We start from the raw sequence: 23,668 nt of genomic DNA on the forward strand, positions 1-23,668 counted from the left end.
GGTTGATGATGGTTGGTTTCTGGTTCCGTCTTTATGTATAGTCGCGTCTTCCACTGGGCGTGGGTGCTGCCGCGTTCAGCAGAACGAGATGAGGTATTCGGTGAAGGCGAGCACGGTGAGTGACTGTCCGTAGGGCATGGCCGTGCGGTCGATGTTGCGGTAGTAGTCGAGGCTGTCTTCGAGGCCGGTGCCGACGGAGACGTTCTGCACTTCGCCGTGCTCGTCGATCTGGCCGAGCAGTGCCGTGATGGCCTTTTCGGCCACGGCGGCGTACTTCTGGTCGATGTAGCGTCGGTGCACGGCTTTGAGGATGCCGTAGGCGATGCCTGCGGTGGCGGAGGATTCCACGTAGGAGTTCGGGTCGTCGAGCAGCGTGTGCCACATGCCGGATTCGTCCTGGAGCTTGGCGAGCGTCTCCACTTGACGGTTGAGCAGGGTGATGAGCCACTCGCGGACGAGGTCGCCTTTTTTGAGGCCGGCGGTTTCGATGAATTCGGGGATGCCGATGGTGATCCAGCAGTTGCCGCGGGCCCACAGGGCTCCGGCGTAGTGGTCGCGGCGGTTGAAGTTCCAGCCGTGGTACCACAGGCCGTTGGTGCGGTTCATGAGGTATTCGGCGTGGATGAGGAACTGGTACTTGGCTTCCTCCACGTAGTCGGGGTGGTCGAGCAGCCGCCCGATCTTGGTGAGCGGCATGACCGTCATCATGAGGGTGTCGTCCCACAGCTGTTCGAGGTGGGGGTCCTGGATGGTGGCGTGCGCCATGCCGCCGCCGGTGGTGCGGGGCATGTCCTCCATGGCCCATTTGGCCCACTGGTCGAGGTAGGGCTGGAAGCGGGTGTCGCCGGTGTCCTCGTAGAGGCAGGCCATGGCGAGCAGCGGTGCCATGGAGTTGACGTTCTTGGAGGGGGATCCTTCGGCCAGTGCGTTGTCGAACCAGTCGGTGACGACCTTGAGGGCCTTGGGGTTGCCGGTGAGCTTGTAGTTCTTGTAGATGCCGTAGAGGCCGACGCCCTGAGGCCAGTTCCAGACCTTCCAGCTTTTGTCGTCGACGACGATGTCGCCGAAGTGCAGCAGGAACCTGCCTTCGGGGTCGTCGATGGTGGTGAGGTTTTCGATCATGAGGTCGATTTTGCTTTGGATGAGCTCGCGACTCGGGCGATCGCCTGCAGGACTGGTGCCTGTGATCTTGTCGTTGGTGGTCATTGCTGTGACGTTCCTCTTTTCTGTCATCGCCGTTGATGCGGGTCGGATGGATGCCTCCATCGTATGGTGTTCGATTCCGTGACATTCGTTGGAATAATTGCAGTTTTTGACTGCGGACTATGGAATTTTGAGCAATGTGGTGCGAGTGGCGATAGGTTCCATGATGAAGGCTATGCCGTATTGTCGAAAAACGGCAATCCGACGAAGACGGCAATTTTGCATAGGTGCTCGACGTTTTTTGATATTCCTTGCCGGTGTCTGTCGGATTGATATCGATTACATTACGTGAGTACGTTCGCGCTGAAAACAAAAGCGAACAGAATCAATCATCACATGTTCCAAACCGAACGTCTATGGAGACCCTCGGCCATGGGACGAAAGGGGAGAGACATGGCTTCGGCAACAGCACCGAGGGTGGTGTCGCACACACCGTCCGCAAGGAACCGCGACGGCGGTCTGTCCGCTACGGCCGCGCCGTTCGGCATCGGAGACAAGATCGGCTACATGTTCGGCGACGTCGGCAACTGCTTCATCCTGAGTCTGGTCAACGGCTTCGTGCTGAAGTTCTACACCGACGGCCTCGGCATCCCCGCCGCCATCGTCGGCGTCACGATGATGCTCACCAAGGTTTTCGACGCCTTCGTCGACGTCTACGTGGGCAACAAGGCCGACGAAAGCCACGCCAAACCCGGCGAGGGCCGATTCCGTCCATGGATCCGGCGCTTCCGCTACCCGTTCATCCTCGTCTCCATCCTGCTGTTCCTGCCGATGGTGGCCTCGTGGGCATTGCCCGCCAAGGTGGCGTACATCGCCGTCACCTACGTGCTGTTCAACGTGTTCCTGTCCACGGTGAACATCCCGTACGGCGCTCTCGCCTCCGCGCTGAGCGCCAGGTCCGACGAGCGTGCGTCGCTGTCCACCTACCGTTCCACCGGCTCCGCCATTGCCAACGTCGCCACCGGCTACATGATTCCGATGTTCATGTACGAGACCGACGCGAACGGCGACCTCGCCGTCTCCGCCACGCACTTCCTCCTCATCGCCATCGTCTGCGGCGCACTGGCGTACCTGTCCTATGAGATCACCATCCGCCTCACCACCGAACGCACCAACGTGCAGACCGGCCGCAAACTCGACGCGAGGAAGATGGTCACCTCCATGTTCAAGGACCGTGCCCTGCTTGCCCTCATCGTCGCCGACTTCTTCGTCGTCATCAACCAGCAGCTCGCCTCCATCAACCAGACCTTCCTGTTCGACACGTACTTCCACAGCAAGACCGGCATGGCCATCGCCGTGATGTTCAACTTCATCACCGTGCTCGTGCTCGCCCCGTTCGCCACCGGCATCGCCCGCCGATTCGGCAAGCGCGAGACCTCCGTGGCCACGCTCGCCTTCGCCGTGGTCGTCTACGGCATCATGTACTTCGCCCATCTGACCGACTGGCGTGCCTACCTCGTGCTCATGTTCTTCGGCGCGATCGGTGCGGGCTACTTCAACCTCATGGTGTGGGCGTTCATCACCGACGTCATCGATCATCATCAGGCCATCACGAAGATCCGCGAGGACGGCACCATCTATGGGCTCAATTCCTGGGCGCGCAAGATGGGCCAGACCGCATCGAACGGCATCAGCGGCATCCTGCTCGGCTTCATCGGCTACCGGTCGGTCGCCGGCCATGCCGTGACGCAGTCGGCCGGCACCGTCGAGGGCGTGTATGCGCTCGCCACGCTGCTGCCCGTCGTCTGCCTCGGCATCGCCGCGCTTATCCTCGCGTTCTGGTATCCGCTCGGCAAGAAGGAGATCGCCGAAACCGAACGCATCCTCGCCGGGGACCGCGCCAAGACCGAGGTCGAGGTGGCCGAGGGCTGATGCCGGCCTTCGGCTGGTCGTCCGTAGACGATAGATAATGAACATTTTCTGATATATGTTGCGCCATCTTGGCAGGGAAAACCGCATATATTGATAATCGTCAACGAAAAACGAGGAAAAAGGAGGTGAGCAAACGATGGGATTCAAGAAGAACCTGATGCGTGGCATGGCGCTCGCCGGCTTCGCCGGCATGGCCTACATGTCCGACGAGATGGCCCGCACGGCATATGAAGTCGCCCGCGGCATCGAGAACGAGCGCTGACGAACGGCAAATGGGCGGATGCGGCCAATGGAGTCCGTATTCCCGTTTCCCCCTTCTCCCGTATATTCGAATCCGATATCCTGAAACCGTGCATGGCACGTGCATGGCATGGGACGTATGGCCCCCGCCACTATGATTCCACGACAAGGAACGGTATGAACATCAAGGACGTATTCCACAACTGCATGGGTGTCAGGACCGAGCCGGACGGGCTGCATCCGGTGAGATTCCCCGATCGGCTGCTCGACTTCTATCGCGAACGCGGCGATATGACCGACATCCGCGCCAACGCGACGGCCGGCATCACCATGGATTTCGTCACATCGGCCGACACGGTGCGGTTCGATTACGCCACAGGCCGGTTCTGCCGTCCGTTCGTCACATTCGACGTCTACGAGAACGACGTGTTCATGGCCACCATCCGCGAACCCGACGAGTCGCCGTCCGGCACGGTGACGTATGCCAAGCGCAACCAGGGGCGAACCCGGTTGACGTTCGTGCTGCCGTACACCACTGATGTACGCATCGGCGCGTACGATTTCGGCGATGACGTCCAGCCGGTGGCGGACGAGCGGCCGCGTATGCTGTTCCTCGGCGACTCCATCACCCAGGGTATGACCTCGCTGCGTCCCTCGCAGGGCTACGCGTATCTGCTGGCGCGGACGATGGGTGTCCGTCCGCTCAACTGGGGCGTCGGCTCCTACGTGTTCGACGCGCGTACGCTCGACGACGTGCAGGACATTGATGCCGACGCCATCGTGGTCGCCTATGGAACCAACGACTACACGAGGATTCGCGAGGGGGAGATGACCTTCGGGGAATTCGAGGCCACGGTGGCGGAATACATGGCCACACTGCGGCAGGTGAGTGGGGGAGCCTCGGTGAAGGTCATCACGCCGATATGGAGGTCGGCCGGATGTTCCACGGATGAGGAGCTGACGTTGATGGACCGTGTGCGTGCGGTGATTGCCAACCAGGCAATACGTCAGCGATTCGACGTCATCGACGGACTGTCCCTGGTGGGACACGATGACGCGTTCCTCGCCGATGGTCTTCATCCCAACGACTTGGGCGCCAACATGATGACGAACGGCATCCTGCGCGCGATGCTGGGGTAGGGAAGCAATCACAACGGTGGTTATCTGGTGCCAAGCGTGGACTCGCGCCGTACCAGCGTGCACGGTACCTTGGTCACACCGGTATGTGGGTTGCCCTTGATGGCATCGAGCAGATATTGCGCGGAGATGCGACCGATTTTCTGCGTGCCGTTGTCGACGCTGGTGATCGGAACCTCGGTGTCGAGCAGATAATCATCCCAGTTGTCGAAGCCGATCAGCGCCACATCATCGGGAATGCGAACACCGTGCCGGATCAGCACCTCCTCGGCGCCGCGGGCTATACGGTCGTTGAAACAGAACAACCCATCAAACGGTACGCCGTCGTCAAGCAGCAGACCGGCCGCGCGGCGTCCCCATGCGCTTGACCAGTCCTGGTATCGAATCGGCGCGATCGGACACAGCCCATGTTCGGCCATGGCCTGGTCGATGCCGCGTATGCGTTCGCGTGAGGCAAGCGCATACTCGTAGCCGCCGATGACCGCGATACGTCGTCGTCCGATGGTGACGAGATGGCTGACGGCCTCGTATGCACCTTGAGCGAAGTCGGCGACCACGGAGCAATCCCGCGGATCGGACGAGGCTCCGACCACATACACCACAGGAGTGTCGCCGACCAACGATTTCGGCAGTGGATGGCGTGCGTCGGCGGAAGGTCCGGCGACCATCAGTCCGTCCACGCCGCGGGCGATGACCTGTTCGATGCGGGTGCGTTCCAATGCGGTGTCGCTGTAGGAGTTGGCCATGAGCACCGCATGCTTCACCGGTCCCAGGGTCTGCTCCGCACCGATCAGCAACGGCATGGACGGCCGGCCCAGGACGTCGCTCGACACCAGGCCGATGAGCCCGGAGCGCCAGGTCCGCCGGTCCTCTCGTGCGGATCCGGTCTCATACCCCAGCCGCCGGGCGATGCGCCGCACCTCCAGCTTGGTCCGGGCGGAAGGCCCGCTATCGTCGCGCAGCGCCTTCGACGCCGTGGCTATGGAGACATGCGCGGCCTCGGCTATCTCACGCAGCGTCGGTTTCGTCATACCGCCAGTATAGTCACGCGCTTCATGAATCCGGTCGGTCGTCACATCGGCCGAGACACGCCGAGATATCGGTGCTATACGCGGCCATCGTGACGACCGACCGGTGGTGTGCGGCCATTTCGGCGAATGAAAATTTTCATAAACTCCGTACGTGCCGACGGGAACGGCGAAACGGTCATAGATTGGCGGTGTCTGCACGATTCAACGGAGAAACGATTATGGATTACATCATTACCGAATATGGTGCCGTCGCCGACGGCGCGACCAACAACCGCGAGGCCATCCAGCATGCGATCGATGCCGCGACCGCCGCCGGCGGCGGTCGCGTGGTCATTCCGAATGGCCGGTTCCTCACCGGTGCACTGGTGTTGAAAAGCAACGTCACGCTGCATCTGGCGACCGGCGCATGGCTGATCGGCAGTCTGGACCTCGCCGACGGCATCGACTTCGCCGCCGAGTTCGACGACGACACCGAGACCTCCGGGTGGGAGGGCGGCTGCTTCCTGTTCGCCCGTCATGCCGAGAACATCACCATCGAGGGTCATGGCACGATCTACGGTCAGGGCGACAAGGTGTTCTACGACGACGACGCGGACGGAGGCCTGCATGAATGCCCGAAGAACGTGCGCACGCCCGCCTCGGAGCGCCCGCGCACCACGTTCTTCGAGGACGTGGAGAACCTCACCGTGCGTGACGTCACCTTCCGCGACGCCGCGTTCTGGACGCTGCACATGGCCGGATGCCGGCACGTGCTCGTCGACGGCATCCGCATCCTCAACGACCAGCGCGGCGTCAACAACGACGGCATCGACCCCGACACCTGCCAGGACGTGATCATCACCAACTGCATCGTCAAGGCCGGCGACGACGCCATCGTGGTGAAGAACACCCCGCCCATGGCCGCCAAATACGGCGCCTGCGAGAACATCGTGATCTCCGACTGCGTGCTGTATTCGCATGATTCGGCGCTGAAGATCGGCACCGAAACGGCGAACGCCATCCGTCACGTGGTGATCTCCGACTGCGTGTTCCGCGATTGCTCGCGTGGCGTGGGCATCTGGGGGCGAGACGGCGCGGTCATCGAGGACATCCACGTGCATCACGTCTCCGGCAACACCACGCACTACGCCGACTGCCCGCAGCGCGAGTTCGCGCCGCGCTGGTGGGGCCAGGGCGAACCGGTGTTTATCTCGGCCACGCCGCGAGTCACGCCGTCGTCGCCATTGCCGGGCGTGATCCGTGACGTGACGTTCGACCATATCTGGATGACCTGCGAGTCGGGCGTGTTCATCGCGGGGGAACAGGATGCCGTGATCGAAAACGTCGACATCTCCGATATCCGGCTCATCCAGCGTGTACAGGGCACGCAGCGGCCCGGACTGTTCGACGAGCAACCGAGCGTGCATGACGTTTACGAGCATGACATCCCCGCCGTATATGTGCGGCACGGGCGTGACATCACCGTGTCCGGTGTGGTGCGACGTGAGGACGGGTTCCGCGCATTCCCGCTCGTCGAGACCGAATCCAGCGAGCGTGTGAGCGTGAAGCTGAGCGAGCGCTGACGGACGTGGTGCCTGATTGGAGCGGAACAGATTGTTGGCGTATGCGGCAGCATAGGATGCTGCCCTTCCTCAGAGAGGACATCTCCAAATGGCTCCCCTCTCCGAGGGGAGCTGTCCGCCGAAAGGCGGACTGAGGGGAGCGACACCTTGAATCTTCGACTCCACATCACGTTCCCCAAGAAAACGGGACCGTGAAGGCCGGCAGACGAACAGCAACTTGGCCCGGATGCCTCCGCATGCCAGTGCGGTTTCCTTCCTAGGCATCCGGGCCGCCTAACGTATGGAGGAGAAAGCATATGGCGAATATCGAACGGGCCTCATATCGGGCGGTACTGAAACCCGATGCCGACGGTGCCGAATCCCTGGACGAGGCGGTCCGCGCTGCCGCCGACCAAGCACGACAATTGGTGGACGACGGAATTTTGCTCACCGTGGGATTGTATCGTCACCGCAATCAGCTGTTCCTGTATACCGAGCACATTCACGAGGGCGAACGTCCCGACCCGGAGAAAATCCGTCGTGCGCCCGACGACTGGGGATGGCTGCACGGTCTGCTCAGGCCGTTCCCCGCCCTGCGCGGTCGTGACATTGGTGATGTCGAATGGGCGTACATGCACCCGGTGTTCTGGTTCGACGAACCGAAAAGCGTGGACTACTACACGCGTCGGCCGAAACCCGATGCCCGGTGCGGTCGCATCGCCGTGCTCTACCCGGACAAGCTCATGGACTATGTCTGCCATCATCAGGCCATCGTGCATGAGGGACTGCTCGTCGGCGACCGCTACCAGTTCATCTCCATCCATGACAATGTGCTGTTCAGCTATTTCGAAACACCGCGGGACCGCGGCCGACGGAACATCAACGGCGGCGACGGGCCATCCGGGGAGATCAAACGGTGGCTCGCCGTCGACCCGGCCTCGCATTTCGATCATTTCCCCGAAGCACATGGCGATGACTTCCTCATCATCGACACCGTGTTCGATTTCGGACGGTAGCAGCGCGCCGCGAAGATGTGGAGGCGGTTCTGGACAGAGGGCTGATATCGATACAGGGAAAATGTATGTGAAAATCCTCCTGTGCCAGTGATAATATCGATGTTATCGATAAAATTAAGGAATCAAAAAAAGATAGGAATTCATCACGATTCAATATTTTTGACCAATGATTTTGCGATGACGCTGATAGATTGTTCAGTAGCGGGCGGTCCGCCACGTATGCGGCGGGCCGCCGGAACAACAAACGATGATGTTACCCAACGTGAATCGCTTTCATGCACAACGGCGTAGACGATGAAGGCGCAAAGGAGATCGATACAGATGAAACTCCATGCAATGCGAAAGAACGGCAGTAGCGGATACACCACATTCGGCAGTATGTGGAAACGTGGCGAATGCGGCGTCGATGCGGCGAAAGACAACCGTTTCGCGCTGACCGGTGCGGACGGCACCCCCGTGCCCGTGCAATCGCGCGTCACCGCTTACTGGCCCGACGGCTCGGTGAAGTGGGTCGCCCACACCGCCGATGCCGCACGGCTTGGCGGCAGCGTCGAGATCACCTTGGCCGATGCCCCCGGTGTGCCCGCGAATCAGGGACAGTGCATCAGCGACGACGGCGAGACCATCGTCATCACCTCCGGTCGCTCGTCCGTAACCATCATCCGCTCCTCCGGACGGCTGTTCGACTTGTTCGTCGTCGATGGTCGCACGGTCGTCACGAACGGCGTCCCCGTGCTGGAGCTTGAGGACCCGAACGCCGGCGAGACCGAAGGCGAGCTGACCCGCCACACGTCGTACACCGGCCGTGTCGACGAGATCGAACTCGAGGAGACCGGTCCGCTGACCACCGTGGTCAAGTACACCGGCACGCATGTGGCCTCCGACGGCACTGAGCGTCTGCCCTTCATCATCCGCATGACCGTCGGTTATGACGCCGACCGACTGGACTTCCAGCACACGTTCGTCTACGACGGCGACGAGAACCACGACTTCCTCAAGGGCCTCGGCGTGCGCTTCGAATCCCCGATGGCAGGCAAGCCGTACAACCGTCACGTGCGCTTCGAGGGCGATCATGGCACGATTCATGAATGCCTCGCGCAGCTGCTCACCTGGAAACCGGTCATCCCCAGCCATTTGTACGAGGATCAGCAGGCCGGCAGGCTCATCCACCCGAGCGACGAGGCCGGCGAGACCATCGACGCGTCGGGCGTGCTCAATCAGACCGCCAACTCCGACTCCGACAACGAGAAGGTCGAGACCGTGCTCAAGGACATGCCGTGGTGGGACGAATACCACGTCGTGCAGGATTCCCCGAGCCACTTCGCCATCACCAAGAAGACCGCCGACGAGCAGGTGTGCCGCATCACCACGCTGCACGGCAACCGGACGCGCGGCGGCGCGGCGTTCGGATCCGAGGCGGGCTCCGTGATGGTGGCGGTGAAGGATTTCTGGCAGAAGTATCCCACCGGCTACACGTTCTCCGGGCTGACCGGCGACACCGCCACGGCCACCATATGGCTGTGGAGTCCGGACGCGGCCGCCATGGACTTCCGCCACTACGCGCAGGACGGCTACCAGTGGGCGTACTACGAGGGCTACGACTATAAGGGCGCCGATCCGGTGGGCATCGCCTGCACCAACGAATTCTCCATCGCCGCCGGTCCCACGCCCATTCCCGATGACGGGACGCTGCTCGACTTCTCGCTCGCCGTGGACAAGCCCGAGCAGTATCTCGCGACCCCGGAGTTCTATCACGACATGGGCGCGTTCGGCCGCTGGTCGCTGCCCGTGCGCGACACCGAAATGGAGAACTGGCTCGAGGATCAGCTCGACAGGGCTGTCGCCTTCTACAAGAAGGAGATCGACCTGCGCAACTGGTACGGCATGTTCGACTACGGCGACATCATGCACTCCTACGACTCCGCCCGCCATCAGTGGCGCTACGACATGGGCGGCTTCGCCTGGGACAACGCCGAACTCGTGCCCACCTACTGGCTGTGGTACGCGTTCCTGCGTTCGGGTCGCGAGGACATCTTCGACATCGCCAGCAAGCTGTGCCGTCACGTCTCGGAAGTGGACGTCTACCATCTGGGGCGTTACAAGGGCCTCGGTTCGCGTCACAACGTGCGTCACTGGGGATGCGCGTGCAAGGAGGCCCGCATCTCCATGGCCGGGCACCATCGCGTGTACTACTACCTGACCGGCGACCGTCGTTTCGAGGACCTGTTCGACGAGCTCGGCGATGTGGAGAAGACCTTCCTCGAGAAGGATCCGCTCGGCGACTGGTACGACAAGGAGTCCATGGTCTATCCGGCGCACGCCCGCTCCGGCCCGGACTGGTCCAGCCTGTGCTCCGACTGGATGACCCAGCTCGAACGCACCAACTCCCCGGAGTTCCTGAGCAAGATCCAGACCGGCATCGACGACATCAAGGCCATGGATCTGCAGCTCAACTCCGGTGTGGATATGGAATTCGATCCGGACACCTGCCATCTGCGGTTCATCAACAACGAGTCCACCGGCGGCGTGCACCTCGCCATCTGTCAGGGCGCGCCCGAGGTGTGGATCGAGATGAAGGACCTCGTCGACGACCCCGACTGGCCGAAGATGGTGGCCGACTTCGGACGCTTCTACTTCCTGCCGCATGAGGAGGTGGTCAAGGAGTCGAACGGCGCATTGGCCGACCGCGCCTACCCGTTCCCGTTCTTCGCCTCCGCGATCGGTGCGTACGCGGCCGAATACTACGGAGACAGGACCATCGCGCGCAAGGTGTGGAAGTATCTGATCCACGCGCTCATGGACGGCGCCCACACCGGCTTCGACACCGTGACCCTGCACAACGTGGGCAATCAGGCGGAGCTCGAGGAGATTCCGTGGGAGAACCCGTGGGTCAAGACCAACTTCGTGGCCCAGTGGTGCCTCAACGCCATCGTCACGCTTGACTTCATCCGCGACGACGCGCCGAAGACCCTGGCCGAAGCCGACGAGCTGACCGAAGGCCTCGGCTCCGACACCCAGCGCAAGTCCTGACATTCAAGCATTCAGACATTCATCGGGCCTCCCCACTGCAGGGGAGGTCCTGATCCAGTCCCACAACACTTCGGCATTGTCCACGACTTTTCAGAATAAGGAGTTCCATAATGACCACCATCATGTTCACCGAACCATATGAACGTGCATTCGTGCGCGACTATCCGAACGAAGCGCCCGGCTGGGTCGACGGCGCATACGAACGGCGTTCCGCCGAGTTCGCTCCCGTGCCGGACGAGGCGTACGGCACCGACGGTCTCGTCTTCGCCACCCGTCGTCTCGTCGAGGAATCCGAGGCATTGAACGACGATCCCAACACCATCGCCCGCACCTCGTACTTCATCGGCACCGGCGTCACCATCGCGGCGCCGTCCAAGGGCTACCGCATCACCGCGGAAGTGCTCGGCACCGATGAGATCGGTCATACGTTCCGCGCCATCGTCAACGGCCAGGACGTCGCCCAGTTCGCGCTGCGCCCCGACCAGCGTCGCGAGATCGTCTTCGACGTGCAGCTGACCCGACGTGACATCGAACTGACCTTCGTGCCCGTCGAAGGGTGCGACGACGCCACCACCGGCTGGGGTGAACTCACGTTGACGCGGCTCTCCTACGAGCCGATCGTGCAGAACCGCACCGACCGTCCGCACATCTTCATCGCCGCCGACTCCACCGTGCAGACGTACTTCGACGAGGAGGCGCCGCAGGCGGGCTGGGGCGAATGGCTGGCCTGGTTCCTGATGGCAGGGCACGGATTCTCCTACGGGCACGATACGGCCTCCACCGTGCTGCAGGCCCGTGTGTTCACCGGCGACGGGCCGACCATCCACAACAGGGCGCTCGGCGGCCGCGGTCTACGCAGCTACCTCAATGATCACCGGTTCCACAAGCTGCTCGGTTCGCTCGCGCCGAACGACGTGGTGCTCATCCAGTTCGGCATCAACGACGAGTCGAAAACCCGTCCGATGCGATACATTCCGCTCGACGAATACGCCGATTGGCTCGACCGGTACGTGGTGAGCATTGCCGATCGTGGGGCGCGACCGGTGCTCGTCACCGCCATTCCGCAGTATCCGCAGGGTGCCGGCGTGGACGTCGGCAAGGCGCTCGACCCGTACGCCGAGATCACGCGCACGTACGCCGCCGAACACGACGTGCCGCTCATCGATCTGCGCAGACTGGCGGGGGAGTATCTGGCCCGTCTGCCCGAAGAGAACGTGGACGCCGTGTTCCTGCGCGCCTCCGCGTTGCAGTATCAGCGTCATCCTGACGGCATTCGGGACATTGTGCATATCGGCGTCACCGGAGCCAAGGCGTACGCGCGGATCGTGGCCCGCGAACTCGGGACGATCTATCCGGAATTCGACTTCCACGATGAGGAGCAGGGCTCTCCTGAACCGGTGGCTGACCTGATCGCCGGCGGCGTGACCGGCATCATCGGCGAGGAAGTGAACCTGCGCTGGACGGCATCGCCGCACGCCAACTACTACGTGGTGGAGAAGACCAACGCCGAAGGGCGCGTCTACAACCGTGAGGTGATCATCAAACCCGAATATCATGACCTGCCGCTGCCCGGACAGAGCCGGCACGTGATCTACACGGTCACCGCATGGCGCGACGACGTGGCGGCCGAACCACGTCGCATCGCCGTCACCATCCCCGCGTCCGACGACATCTGCACCGATCTCGGCTGACCGGATCTCATTCACCGCACATTCATTGCAATTCGCCGCAAAGGAGCATTGTCATGAGCGAATCCATTCTCAACGGCAAGGTGCTGTACGCGTTCGGCGACAGCATCGTCGACGGCCACTACTACACCAAGCGTTCCTGCGTGAACGTCGTGGCCGACAACGAAGGCATGACCCTTGTCAAACGCGCACGCAACGGCGCCACCATCCGGTTCAGCACCATCAAAAACGGTCTCGAAGGACAGATCCTGCAGCAGGCCGAATTCGTCGGCATCGACCAGCCCAAGCCCGACGTGATCCTGTTCAACGGCGGCGCCAACGACGCATGGCCCGAGACCATCCCCGCCTATCTGGGCGCCGTGGGGGAGGCGAAGGACCCGGCCGAACTGGATCTCACCACCTACGCCGGCTGCTTCGAGGCGACCATCCTCGCGTTCCGCCGCCACTGGCCGGATACGCCGATCGTGTATCTTGCGGTCGCCAAGATCGGACGCAACTGGGCCGTGCAGAACCACCTGCGTCAGGTGCAGCTCGCCGCCTGTCGGAAGTGGGGCGTCACCGTGGCCGACGTGTTCGGCGAAACCGATCTCGACGCGCGGAACGAGGACATGCGCGTGAAGTACTCGTTCGACAAGCTCGGCACCGACGGGCTGCCCGGCACGCCCGAAACCGCCACCTATCCCGATCCGGACGTGCACCCCTCCGGCACGCATCCGAACCTCGCCGCCATCGACAAGTACTACGCTCCCGTCATCACCAAGGCGCTCGCGGCGGCGCTGGGCGGCGAGTGACCGCGGCGGCCGACGTGTTGCCCCGTCCGCGACCATATGGAATCAGGCGATAATCATGATCAACGAAAAGGTCTCATTGTCCGTGGCCGGCTCCTCCGCCACGCTCAGCACGTTCTTCCTCGAAAACTGGGACACCATCGACCCCAAACGCAAGCGGCCCGTGGTGCTCGTGGTGCCCGGCGGCGGCTACCACTTCTGCTCCGAACGCGAGGCCGAGCCCATCGCCCTGCGCATGGTGGCCGAGGGCTTCCAGGCCTGCGTGCTCAACTACAGCGTGGCCCCGGCGCGGTTCCCTCAGTCGCTGCTCGAACTCGTCAGCGCAGTCGCCTACCTGCGCTTCCACGCCGAGGAGTTCAACATCGACCCCGACCGCATCGTCCTGTGCGGATTCTCCGCGGGCGGCCACCTGTGCGCCAGCCTCGGCACCATGTGGAACGAACCGTGGCTCGTCGACAAGACCGGCATGCCGGCCAACCGGTTCAAGCCCAACGGCATGATTCTCGGCTATCCGGTGATCACCTCCGGGGAATTCGCCCACCGCGGCTCGTTCGACAACCTCGTCGGCGCCGACGACCCCGAACTCGTCGAACGGCTCTCCCTGGAGCGGCGCGTGACCGCCGACACCGTGCCCACGTTCCTGTGGCACACGTTCGAGGACCAGTCCGTGCCCGTGGAGAACAGCCTGCTGTTCGCTTCCGCGCTGCGACGCGCCGGCGTGCATTTCGAGATGCACATCTTCCCCTACGGCCCGCACGGACTGGCCCTGGCCAACGACGAGACCACCACCGTCGGCGAGGACGCCTACAACCAGCCTCTCGCCGAATGCTGGCCCGGTCTCGCCGCCGAATGGATTCGCGCCCTGCCCCGTCAGGAGTAGTCGCCGGAATACTTGGCCTGGTGGCATCGCCGTGCTGACGTCCGTTGCCAATCCTTCCTGCTGATCGATGCCTCCAAGCCAAGACGATCCTCCCCGTACACTGTGCGGGGAGGATTTTTCATGCCGTTCAGACACCCTACAGGAACGGTGCCTATCATCGCATCGGTATCTATCGGAAGCCCATCAAGGAGCGCATATGGAATCGGTCGTCAACAATCTCGTCGTATGGTACGGGCAGCTGCCCGGCGCCGCGCAGACGGTGCTGACCGTCGTGATCGGCGGCGTCGTGGCGTACGCGGTCTTCAAGATCGCCATTCGTGTCATCTCCGGACTGCTGGTGTCGGTCATCGTGGCGGCGCTGGCGTTCATGCTCACCACCGTGCCAGGCAACATGCTGCTCTCCCAGGCGTACGACCGCATCGAGCAGGAGGTCTCCAACAGCTCGCTCATGCAGTGACGTTGCCGGCAATGCGGGAATACGGATGATGCACGTGGCAGTCGATGTACAGGTCCGTTGGTTTCGGATTCCGTGCCACGGGATCCTGGCAGGCGGCATCGAAAAAGGCGAGGATCGGATTCCCTGCCACATCTCGAATGACGACGGCTATGGGCATCGTCGCAATTGCAACGGTATGAGGACGGGACGCGTCGTGCGGCACGGCAGGGAATCGTCGGACGGGCGTATTGCGGATTCCGTGCCACGGAATCGTGGCAGTCAATGACAAACAACGGGAATCGGATTCCCTGCCATGAGCGTGGCATCAACGGTCTCCCCGCGCGTCGATGCCGTCGCCCCGGCGGCCGCGAACGGCGAAAACCCCTGCCGCAGGGGAAGGGACCTGCGGCAGGGGGGAGAAAGAAAACCGAAAACAGGAGATTACGAATCAGGCAGCGGCACCCTCCTTTTCCTTGTGGGTGGCGTTGATCACGTTGTTGTGGCCCCAGCACTGCTCGTACTTGAAGCCGGAGAGCTCCTCGATGACCTTCCTGGTCTCGGGCTCGACGTCCTTCATGTCGCCGCCGTTCCTCAGGCGGGTGACTTCGGCGAGCACCTTCTTGTGGTTGGCGCTGGTCATCTTGAGCAGACGGGAGACGATGTTGCCGAGGATGACGAGCACGACCGGGACGACGGTGTAGAGGATCATGATCCAGTCGACGGTGGCGGCGGGCTGGGTGGTGGCGCCCTCGACGAAGCCGGTCCAGCTGAGCACGGCGCCGATGAGCAGGGTCTCAAGGGCGGTGAAGATGACGTCCAGCGTGGAGTTGATGCCGGCGTACTGGCCTTCACGACGCTTGGAGGTGACGATCTCGTCGACGTCCGGGACCAAGGTGAACACGAACTGGGTGGCGTTCACCACGCCGGAGATGCCGAAGCTCAGGAAGATCAGGAACACGGTGAACAGGATGGCGCGCACGCCGGTGGGGACGCTGGCCTGGAAGATGCCGAGGCCGAGCATGCAGGCGAAGGCGAGGATGCAGACGTAGCCGCCGAGGCGGAAGGTGCGCATGCCGTCGAGCTTGGCGGTCAGCCAGATCCACATGGCCACGAATACCATGCCGAAGATGAAGCTGACGCCGGTGCTGAGGGAGACGGTCTGCGGGTCAAGCAGCAGCACGAATATCACGAAGTAGGTGTTGATGGTGCCGCGGATGGCGCGGAAGGTCTGCTCGCAGATGTACATGCCCAGATAGACGCGGTAGGACTTGACGCGCATGGCGGACAGGAAGTTCCAGAACACGCCCGCGAAGCGCTTGAGGCCGGAGGCCTCGCCGGTGGAGGAATCGGAGGACGCCACGTCGGTGGATGCGTCGTACGGGCGCTCCTGCACGGTCAGGAAGCCGATGAACAGTGCGATGGTGCCGACGATGCCCCAGAGCAGCGCGATGTAGAAGTAGGAGGTCCAGTTGTCCTTGCCCCACAGCGTGAACAGCCAGATGTTGAGCATGGACAGGGCGGTGCCGCCGATGCCGGCGGCGATCTGGTTGATGCCGACGATCTGGGCGCGCTGCGTGGTGTTCTCGGTCATCTCCGCCGGCAGCGCGTACTGCACGGTGGTGACGCCGGCCCATGCGCCCCAGTAGAGGATGTTGGCCAGGAAGTAGAACCATGTCGGCATGCTCATGGTCCACAGGGCCATATAAAAGACGAAGTTCAGCGGGATGCACAGCAGCAGCACGGCGCGGCGGCGTCCGAACCTACGGCCGAAGGCGGTGCGGTAGAGGCGGTCGGAAAGGTATCCCCAGAACGGTGTGGCGACGGCGCCGACCACCTTGCCGACGGTAAGCATCAGGGTGACCATCATCACCGACATCTTCACGAACGTGGTGAAGTAGAACATCTGCCAGGTGATGACCATGGTCTGCGTGACCCATGCAAAAGGAAGCATGGAGAAGCCGAACTTGGCGAGCAGCGGCACCTTGCCCGTCAGGTCGTAGTTCATTGTGTTATTGCCCGACATTGTTGTCGTCCTTTCTCTTCTTCGAGACGGTTGCACTCAATCTATGATCGTTTCGTCATCCTTGTCGGCATGCACGGAGTTTATGAAAATTTTCATTCGCCGAAATGACCACACACCACCGGTCGGTCGTCAGAACAGCCGCGAACGGCACCGATATTCCGGGGTGTCGCGGCCGATGTGACGATCGACCGGATTCAGGATGCGAGTGAATGAACCGTCCGTGTTCATGTGGAGTCTGGGCAACGAGGTCGCCTGGCAGGAGAGCGAGCTGCCGCTTGCTGAAAAGCTGGTGTCGGTGGCCCATGCCGCCGACCCGTCACGCCCGGTCTGCATCAATGATTCCTCGTATCTGAGCAAGGGCATCGACGGCATCGGCAACGACATCCACGAGCGCATGGACGTGCGCGGCTACTCCTACGCCTCCGAGGACCACCTCGTCGCCATCCACGCCAAGCATCCGAACGACCTTATCGTCAACTCCGAAAGCGGATGCAGCCTCGGCAGCCGCGGATACTACGTGTATCCCACCGACGTGCCCGACGGCGTGCGCGGCACGGAGTTCCCGTTCGAGCCCGGCCGGCAGCCGTGGAACGACGACACGTACGAGATCACCTCCTACGACATCACCGCCAACCGCGGCACACCGATCACAAAGGACTTCATGCGCTCCATGAAGCTCGACTTCCACATGGGCGAATTCACCTGGACCGGATTCGACTACATCGGCGAACCCGCGCCCTACATCGGCAACTTCTACTGGAACGACCAGTCGCAGACCGAGTCCGACGGCACCGTGCTCGCCCCGAAGACCTCCTACTACGGCATCGTCGACTCCACCGGATTCCCCAAGGACGAATGGTGGCTCTACCGAAGCCTGTGGACCGACCCCGACGACGCGCCCATGGTGCATCTGCTGCCGCATTGGAACTGGCGTCAGGGGGAGCCCGTGCAGGTGTGGGCGTACTCCAACGCCGCCAAGGTGGAGCTGTTCCTCAACGGCCGTTCGCTCGGCGTGCGCGAATTCGAGCCGCACGCCACCGGCTTCCACATCGACACCGCCCACCCCGACAAGCCGTTCGCATACCGGTTCGCAAAAGACGACCCGCGCGACTCCATCTACCTCCACTGGGACGTGGCATTCGAGCCGGGCGAGCTCAAGGCCGTGGCCTACGACGCCACGGGCCGAGAAGTGGCGCGCGACGTGCTGCGCACCGCCGGATCGCCGGCCGCCGTGCGTCTGCGCCCCGACCGTGACATACTGCACGCCGGCGAGACCAGCGCCAACGACCGCGACATGAGCTTCATCACCGCCGACATCGTCGACGACGCCGACGTCGTCTGCCCCGACGCCGACAACCGGCTGACCTTCACCGTCGAAAACGGCGTCATCCTCGGCACCGACAACGGCTATCAGGCCAGCACCGAGGCGTTCCAATCGCCCGTACGCAAAGCCTACCGGGGCAAGGCGCTCGTCATCGTCGCCTCCGACGGGTCCGGCAGGCCCATCATCGTACGGGCGACCGCCGTGGGACTGCGCGGCGGCGAGACGGGGATCGCCGTCGGAACGGCCGCCGGTGAGAACTCCAAGGCCGTAACGAACAACCGCAGCCGCAACGGCGATGATGCCGACGTCCGTCCGCGTCGTCCGTTCGCCGTCGTGCCCCATACCACCGCCGTCGCCGCGGGCGTCGTTCCGTCCCTGCCCGACAACGCAACGGTCGTCTACGACGACGGCGGCAAACGCTCCGAACCCGTCGTCTGGCGGATGCCCGACCGCCACGATTGGTCTGACACCGGCCGGGTGACGGTTCGGGGCGATATCCTCACGCCGGAACAGGGCGGTGACGCCGGACCGTCGGCCACGGCCGTCATCCGCGTGCTCGGCCCCGACGAGACCCCCGCCTCGACCACGATGCTTGATGATCTGCGACTCAACGGCACGACCATTGGCGGATTCGACCCCGCGAAACGCCGTTACACGGTCACGCTGCCATACGACACCGGAATCCCGACGTTCGAGCCGATCGCCCACGACAACGCGGCCGCGGTCGTCATTCCTCCCGTCGACCCGTCCAACGGCAGATACCTCGTCGAGATCGCGTCCGAGGACCACAGCCGCGGCGCGACCATCGGCATCGACGTCATCACGCGGCCGGCGCCCATCGAGTCCGTATCCGTCCACCTCGCCGGCGACGGCGGACTCGTCGAGGACCAGACCGCCGCACTGGTCATCGAGGCCCGTGACGTGCTGGGACGACCAATCGGCACCGACATCCTCGACGTACGAATCGACATCGCCGATCCGGCGATACTTGCCGTCGTCGACAACGGCGGCGGCGACGCCGATGCGTCGACGGCCGTCGCCGGCACGCTCACCGGTTCGACCGACCTGACGGTCCACGCCGCATACGCCGGCGCGACCGTCGTCTCGGCGCCGCTGCCGGTCAGCGTGGGCAGGATCCACCGCGAGAAGCGGCCCATCGCCGTGGAACCCGTGCACGTGCGCTGCGAAGTGGGGGAGCGGCCCGACCTGCCGAACCTTGTGACCGTGCGTTTCGACCGCGGCCTCGACCCCACGCTGCCCGTCACGTGGTGTGCCGACGACGACCTGTGGCAGACCGTTGGCACGCGCGACATCACCGGAACGCTCGCCGGCCCGAGCGGATTCGACGCCGCGGGCGTCATCGCCACGGCGACGGTCAGCGTCGTCGACGTCATCGCCGTGCAGCGGATCTCCACGGCCACGGTGACCGGCATCGTCCCCGATCTGGCCGGAACGGCGCCGACCGTACGCGTATGGTGGAGCGACGGTCTCGTCGAGGAACGCGATGTCAACTGGCGCGACGCCTCGCCCAAGGACTGCCGTCGGCCCGGCGCGTTCACCATCCTCGGCGACGTCGACGGCATCGACGCCAAGGCCGAAGCCACCGTGCGCGTGACCGACGAGTACACGAAGAACCGCGACCTGTTCTCGTTCCGCAACGACGTGTATCCCACGGTCGAAGCCTCCTACACCAACCATGACCCCAGGATGATGGAGGACGTCTCCAATCTCATGGACGGTACCGTGTCATACACCGCCCGCGCCGGATACAACCTCAAGAACCGCTGGTCCACGTTCGGCGATCCCGACGACACGGCCTGGCTGGAATACCGGTTCGGCTACGGCACCGAAACGCCGTTCATGCTCAACGCCTTCACCATCTACTACTGCCTGGAGGGCGAGGGCGTGGCATTGCCCGAATCCGTGACGATCAGCGCGTGGAACGGCGGGGACTGGGTGCCGGTAAGCGGATTGAAGACGCACGACAAGCCGGTCGAACAGCAGGGCAGTGCCGGATGGATCTACGGCTCCTTCGGCGACACAACCAAGTCGGAGAAAATCGACCGTGGGCTGGAACGTACGTATACGTTCGACATGGTGAAGACCTCACGGCTGCGGATCGGCTTCGTCAGCGGGCCGGGGGAGTGCGTGGCCATCACCGAGATCCGCGGCGACGCGCAGGTGGCCGTCGTCAACGAGGGCTGCGCGCTCGCGGGACTTGCCGTCGACGACGTCTCCGTCCCTAATTTCGCGCCGGACGTCGAGGGGTATACGGTCGTGCGCGGCGGCGGTGACGGCGCTGATGGTGACGGCGCTGATGGTAAAGGCGAGCCGGTCATCGAGCCGAAGCCGGCCGGCGACAACGCCGCCATCACCGTCGTGCCGCCCGTCGACGGCGGTGATACGGCCCTCGTGGAACTCACGGCCGAAAACGGCGTCACCAAACGCACATACACGATTCGGTTCAGGTAGCCATGCCGTGCCTCCCTCTGACGAGGGAGGTGGCACGCCGTAACGCGTGACGGAGGGAGAGACTTCGACGTGATGAGTCGCCGTCGGCTACCGCCGCGTCGACTCGCGTTCGATGAGACGGTAGCCGACCGTCACCGTCTGCGGATAGCGCTCCTCGTCCGGATGGTTGATGCGATGCGTGAGCAGCGCCACCGCCGCCTGCGCCATGCTGGTGAAGTCCACGGCGATGGTGCTCAACGTCGGCACGCTGTATTCGCCGTCCTCGATGCCGTCGAACCCGATGACCGCCACGTCCTGCGGCACGGCCACACCACGGTCGGCCAGGCCGCGCAGCACGCCCAGCGCCAGCCCGTCGCTCGGGCAGAACAGGCCGTCGAATCCGAGCCGGTCGTCCGCCCAGCGATGGCCGGCCTCCACGCCGCCGTCGCGCGACCATGGCACGCTGATCAGCGAATGCTCGTCGTCGAATTCGAGACCGAGCTGCTGGCATTCATGCCTGGCGGCCAGCATACGCACCTGCTGGGAGGCCCCCGGATTCGACTCGGGCGGAATGTCGTGGCCGACCAGTCCGATGCGACGACAGCCCTTCTCATACAGATGGCGTATCGCCGCACGCGTACCCGCCTGGCTCGGCGCGTTCACCTGATCGTACGGGCTGTCGAGCGTATAGTCCTCAAGCAATACCGAGGGGTGCGAGGACAGCGCCTTCGACGCATGTTTGGCGTTGATGCCGATGATGCCGTCGGAGAACAGATACGACATGTCCCTTTCGTTGCCCTGATCGTCCAGCAGATACTTGGACGATTCGATGAGCATATGCATGCCCTGCCTGTTGAGTTCGGCGGCGAACCGCATGGCCAGACTCGAGAAATAGGCGCCGTCGATGCCGGCCGTGAGGAACGTGACGGTGCCACTTTTGCCGGTGCGCAGCGACTGCGCGGAGATGTTCATGCGATACCCGAGTTTTTCGGCGGCTGCAAGGACCCTATGCGTGGTTTTGGGAGTGACCATATCCATGCCGCGCAACGCACGTGAGGCTGTGGTGGCGGTGACCCCGGCCTCCTTGGCGACGTCCTTGAGCGTAACCATGCCGAAAACCTCCTTGGCATCGAAAATCGCAAGACAGCATCCATCATACGCATCGGGCGACGTCTGACGCCGACCATCGGCGGGAAGTCGCCAATCGATGCCGAATCGTGACGGACCGGGCGAGACCCGTAACCGGCCATAGGTTATTGCTATAGCGAACCGGGATGTTTTCTTGGGTCTGCGACTGCCATGACCATCCTCCGGGACATACAGTGAAACGGACTGGGCCGGTCGCAACGGATCCCCCGACAGCGGCAATGACAACGACACCGACGATGACGATGACGCTGGCGATGGGACGACGGCCGGTGAAACGAAGAACGAAGGGAAGGCATCATGGCTTCGGCCACAACCACCACATCGGACGACGCCGTCAAAGGCGGCACCGCGGCACCGCATGCCGGAAACAGCCACACCGGCCTCCAACGCAAGATGGAGACCCGCCACCTCATGATGATCTCGCTGGGCGGCGTCATCGGCACCGGACTGTTCCTGAGCTCCGGCTACACCATCCACCAGGCGGGACCCATCGGCACCATCCTCGCCTACGCCATCGGCGCGCTCAACGTGTACATGGTCATGCTCTGCCTCGGCGAACTCGCCACCGCCATGCCGCAGACCGGCTCGTTCCACGTGTACGCCAAACGGTTCATCGGCCCCGCCACCGGATTCACCATCGCCATCATCTACTTCCTCGCATGGATGGGCGCGCTCGGCTCCGAATTCACCGCATCCGGCCTCATCATGCAGAAATGGTTCCCCGGCTCGCCCGCATGGGCGTGGAGTGCCCTGTTCATCGTGCTCATCTTCACGCTCAACGCGCTCTCCGTCCGCTCGTTCGCCGAAGCGGAGTTCTGGTTCGCCGGCATCAAGGTGGTGGCCATCATCGCGTTCATCGCCATCGGCGCGCTCGCCATCGTCGGCATCATCCCCATCGCCGGGTACATGCACGCGCCCGGCCTGACCAATCTGGTCAGGGACGGCGTGTTCCCCAACGGCTTCGCACCCGTGTTCTCCACCATGTCGACCGTGGTGTTCGCGTTCTCCGGCACCGAGCTGCTGGGCGTGACCGCCGGCGAGACCAAGGATCCGGGCGAGAACATCCCCAAGGCCATCCATACCACGTTCTGGCGTCTGGCCATCTTCTTCATCGGCTCCATCGTGGTGATGTCGGCGCTCATCCCATGGCAGGACGCCGGCGTGGACAAGAGCCCGTTCGTGCTCGTGTTCGACGCCATCGGTCTGCCGTTCGCCGGCGACCTCATGAACTTCGTGGTGCTCACCGCCATCCTGTCGGCCGCGAACTCGGGACTGTACGCATCCACGCGCATGCTGTGGTCGCTGTCGAACGAGCGTATGATCCCGCGCGTGTTCGCCCGTACCACGAAACGCGGTGTGCCGCTGATCGCCCTGTGCACGGCCATGGCGGGCGGCCTCATGGCGCTGCTTTCGTCGGTCACTGCCGCCTCGGTGATCTATCTGGCGCTGGTCTCGTGCGCGGGAATCGCCGTGGTCATCGTCTGGGTGGTGCTGGCCGTATGCGAGATCCGGTTCCGTCTCGAGATGCGCCGTGAGGGCAGGGGCGTCGACGAACTGTCGTTCCATACGCCGGCATGGCCGTTCGTGCCGATTCTCGCGCTGGCGCTCAGCCTGGGCACGATTGTGTTGTCGGGCGTGTACGAGTCCATGCGTTCGTCGTTGGTGTACATGGCGGTCATCGTCGTGTTGTGCTATGCCGTCTACGGCGTCAAGACGTTCGTGGCCAGTCGTAGGAACTGACGAAAAAATGAACTTGGTCAATCCGTTCGTCAGGGGAGGGGCTGCCGGGCCCTTGCGTGCGGATTGACCGAATTCCGTCTGGTTGTATTCGGCCGTGCGCCGATACGAAAAAACCGGAA

The 23,668-nt window shown here is 63.2% G+C and carries 16 protein-coding genes; 12 read left to right on the forward strand and 4 right to left on the reverse strand.

From position 1 onward, the window contains the following. Positions 1-75 precede the first annotated feature (75 nt). On the reverse strand, positions 76-1,206 hold the full coding sequence (bglB, locus tag KIH77_RS00345) for a beta-galactosidase BglB (RefSeq protein ID WP_219099051.1): 1,131 nt from the start codon (positions 1,204-1,206) through the stop codon (positions 76-78). A gap of 390 nt (positions 1,207-1,596) precedes the next feature. Between bglB and KIH77_RS00350 the strand changes: the two genes are divergently transcribed. The 3 genes from KIH77_RS00350 (at position 1,597) to KIH77_RS00355 (ending at position 4,455) form a co-directional block, all read left to right on the forward strand. Continuing rightward, entirely contained in the window at positions 1,597-3,075 is a 1,479-nt protein-coding gene (locus KIH77_RS00350; RefSeq protein ID WP_219099053.1) for an MFS transporter, read from the forward strand. Between the two features lie 136 nt (positions 3,076-3,211). Then, complete coding sequence (locus KIH77_RS10525; RefSeq protein ID WP_274607413.1) at positions 3,212-3,337, forward strand: hypothetical protein; 126 nt, start codon at positions 3,212-3,214, stop codon at positions 3,335-3,337. Positions 3,338-3,492: 155 nt separating this feature from the next. Next, complete coding sequence (locus tag KIH77_RS00355) at positions 3,493-4,455, forward strand: SGNH/GDSL hydrolase family protein (RefSeq protein WP_219099055.1); 963 nt, start codon at positions 3,493-3,495, stop codon at positions 4,453-4,455. A gap of 20 nt (positions 4,456-4,475) precedes the next feature. Here the strand turns inward: KIH77_RS00355 and KIH77_RS00360 are convergent, their stop codons facing one another. After that, positions 4,476-5,483 carry a LacI family DNA-binding transcriptional regulator gene (locus tag KIH77_RS00360; RefSeq protein ID WP_219099057.1) on the reverse strand — a complete coding sequence of 336 codons (1,008 nt, stop codon included), beginning with the start codon at positions 5,481-5,483 and terminating at the stop codon, positions 4,476-4,478. A 218-nt stretch (positions 5,484-5,701) separates the two neighbouring features. On the opposite strand from KIH77_RS00360, the gene KIH77_RS00365 reads away from it, so the two are divergent. From KIH77_RS00365 to KIH77_RS00395, 7 genes are all read left to right on the forward strand, one after another. Next, positions 5,702-7,045 (forward strand): glycoside hydrolase family 28 protein, encoded by a 1,344-nt coding sequence (locus KIH77_RS00365; protein WP_219099059.1) that lies wholly within the window; start codon positions 5,702-5,704, stop codon positions 7,043-7,045. A 296-nt stretch (positions 7,046-7,341) separates the two neighbouring features. Then, positions 7,342-8,040 carry a hypothetical protein gene (locus KIH77_RS00370; protein WP_219099061.1) on the forward strand — a complete coding sequence of 233 codons (699 nt, stop codon included), beginning with the start codon at positions 7,342-7,344 and terminating at the stop codon, positions 8,038-8,040. 321 nt (positions 8,041-8,361) lie between these two features. Then, positions 8,362-11,070 (forward strand): exo-rhamnogalacturonan lyase family protein, encoded by a 2,709-nt coding sequence (locus tag KIH77_RS00375; RefSeq protein ID WP_219099063.1) that lies wholly within the window; start codon positions 8,362-8,364, stop codon positions 11,068-11,070. Positions 11,071-11,180: 110 nt separating this feature from the next. Further along, entirely contained in the window at positions 11,181-12,761 is a 1,581-nt protein-coding gene (locus tag KIH77_RS00380; protein ID WP_219099065.1) for a GDSL-type esterase/lipase family protein, read from the forward strand. 53 nt (positions 12,762-12,814) lie between these two features. Next, positions 12,815-13,549 carry an SGNH/GDSL hydrolase family protein gene (locus tag KIH77_RS00385; RefSeq protein ID WP_219099067.1) on the forward strand — a complete coding sequence of 245 codons (735 nt, stop codon included), beginning with the start codon at positions 12,815-12,817 and terminating at the stop codon, positions 13,547-13,549. A 55-nt stretch (positions 13,550-13,604) separates the two neighbouring features. Beyond that, on the forward strand, positions 13,605-14,426 hold the full coding sequence (locus tag KIH77_RS00390; RefSeq protein ID WP_219099069.1) for an alpha/beta hydrolase: 822 nt from the start codon (positions 13,605-13,607) through the stop codon (positions 14,424-14,426). A gap of 196 nt (positions 14,427-14,622) precedes the next feature. Next, entirely contained in the window at positions 14,623-14,883 is a 261-nt protein-coding gene (locus tag KIH77_RS00395) for a hypothetical protein (protein WP_219099071.1), read from the forward strand. 427 nt (positions 14,884-15,310) lie between these two features. Here the strand turns inward: KIH77_RS00395 and KIH77_RS00400 are convergent, their stop codons facing one another. Continuing rightward, on the reverse strand, positions 15,311-16,885 hold the full coding sequence (locus KIH77_RS00400; RefSeq protein ID WP_219099073.1) for an MFS transporter: 1,575 nt from the start codon (positions 16,883-16,885) through the stop codon (positions 15,311-15,313). A 205-nt stretch (positions 16,886-17,090) separates the two neighbouring features. Between KIH77_RS00400 and KIH77_RS00405 the strand changes: the two genes are divergently transcribed. Next, entirely contained in the window at positions 17,091-20,681 is a 3,591-nt protein-coding gene (locus tag KIH77_RS00405; RefSeq protein ID WP_219099075.1) for an Ig-like domain-containing protein, read from the forward strand. 87 nt (positions 20,682-20,768) lie between these two features. Here the strand turns inward: KIH77_RS00405 and KIH77_RS00410 are convergent, their stop codons facing one another. After that, complete coding sequence (locus tag KIH77_RS00410) at positions 20,769-21,770, reverse strand: LacI family DNA-binding transcriptional regulator (protein WP_219099077.1); 1,002 nt, start codon at positions 21,768-21,770, stop codon at positions 20,769-20,771. 336 nt (positions 21,771-22,106) lie between these two features. Here KIH77_RS00410 and KIH77_RS00415 point away from each other — a divergent pair, with 336 nt between their 5' ends. Further along, entirely contained in the window at positions 22,107-23,549 is a 1,443-nt protein-coding gene (locus KIH77_RS00415) for an amino acid permease (RefSeq protein WP_219099079.1), read from the forward strand. Positions 23,550-23,668: the final 119 nt, after the last annotated feature.

This window comes from Bifidobacterium pluvialisilvae, assembly GCF_019331695.1.
Classification (GTDB): Bacteria; Actinomycetota; Actinomycetes; order Actinomycetales; family Bifidobacteriaceae; genus Galliscardovia; species Galliscardovia pluvialisilvae.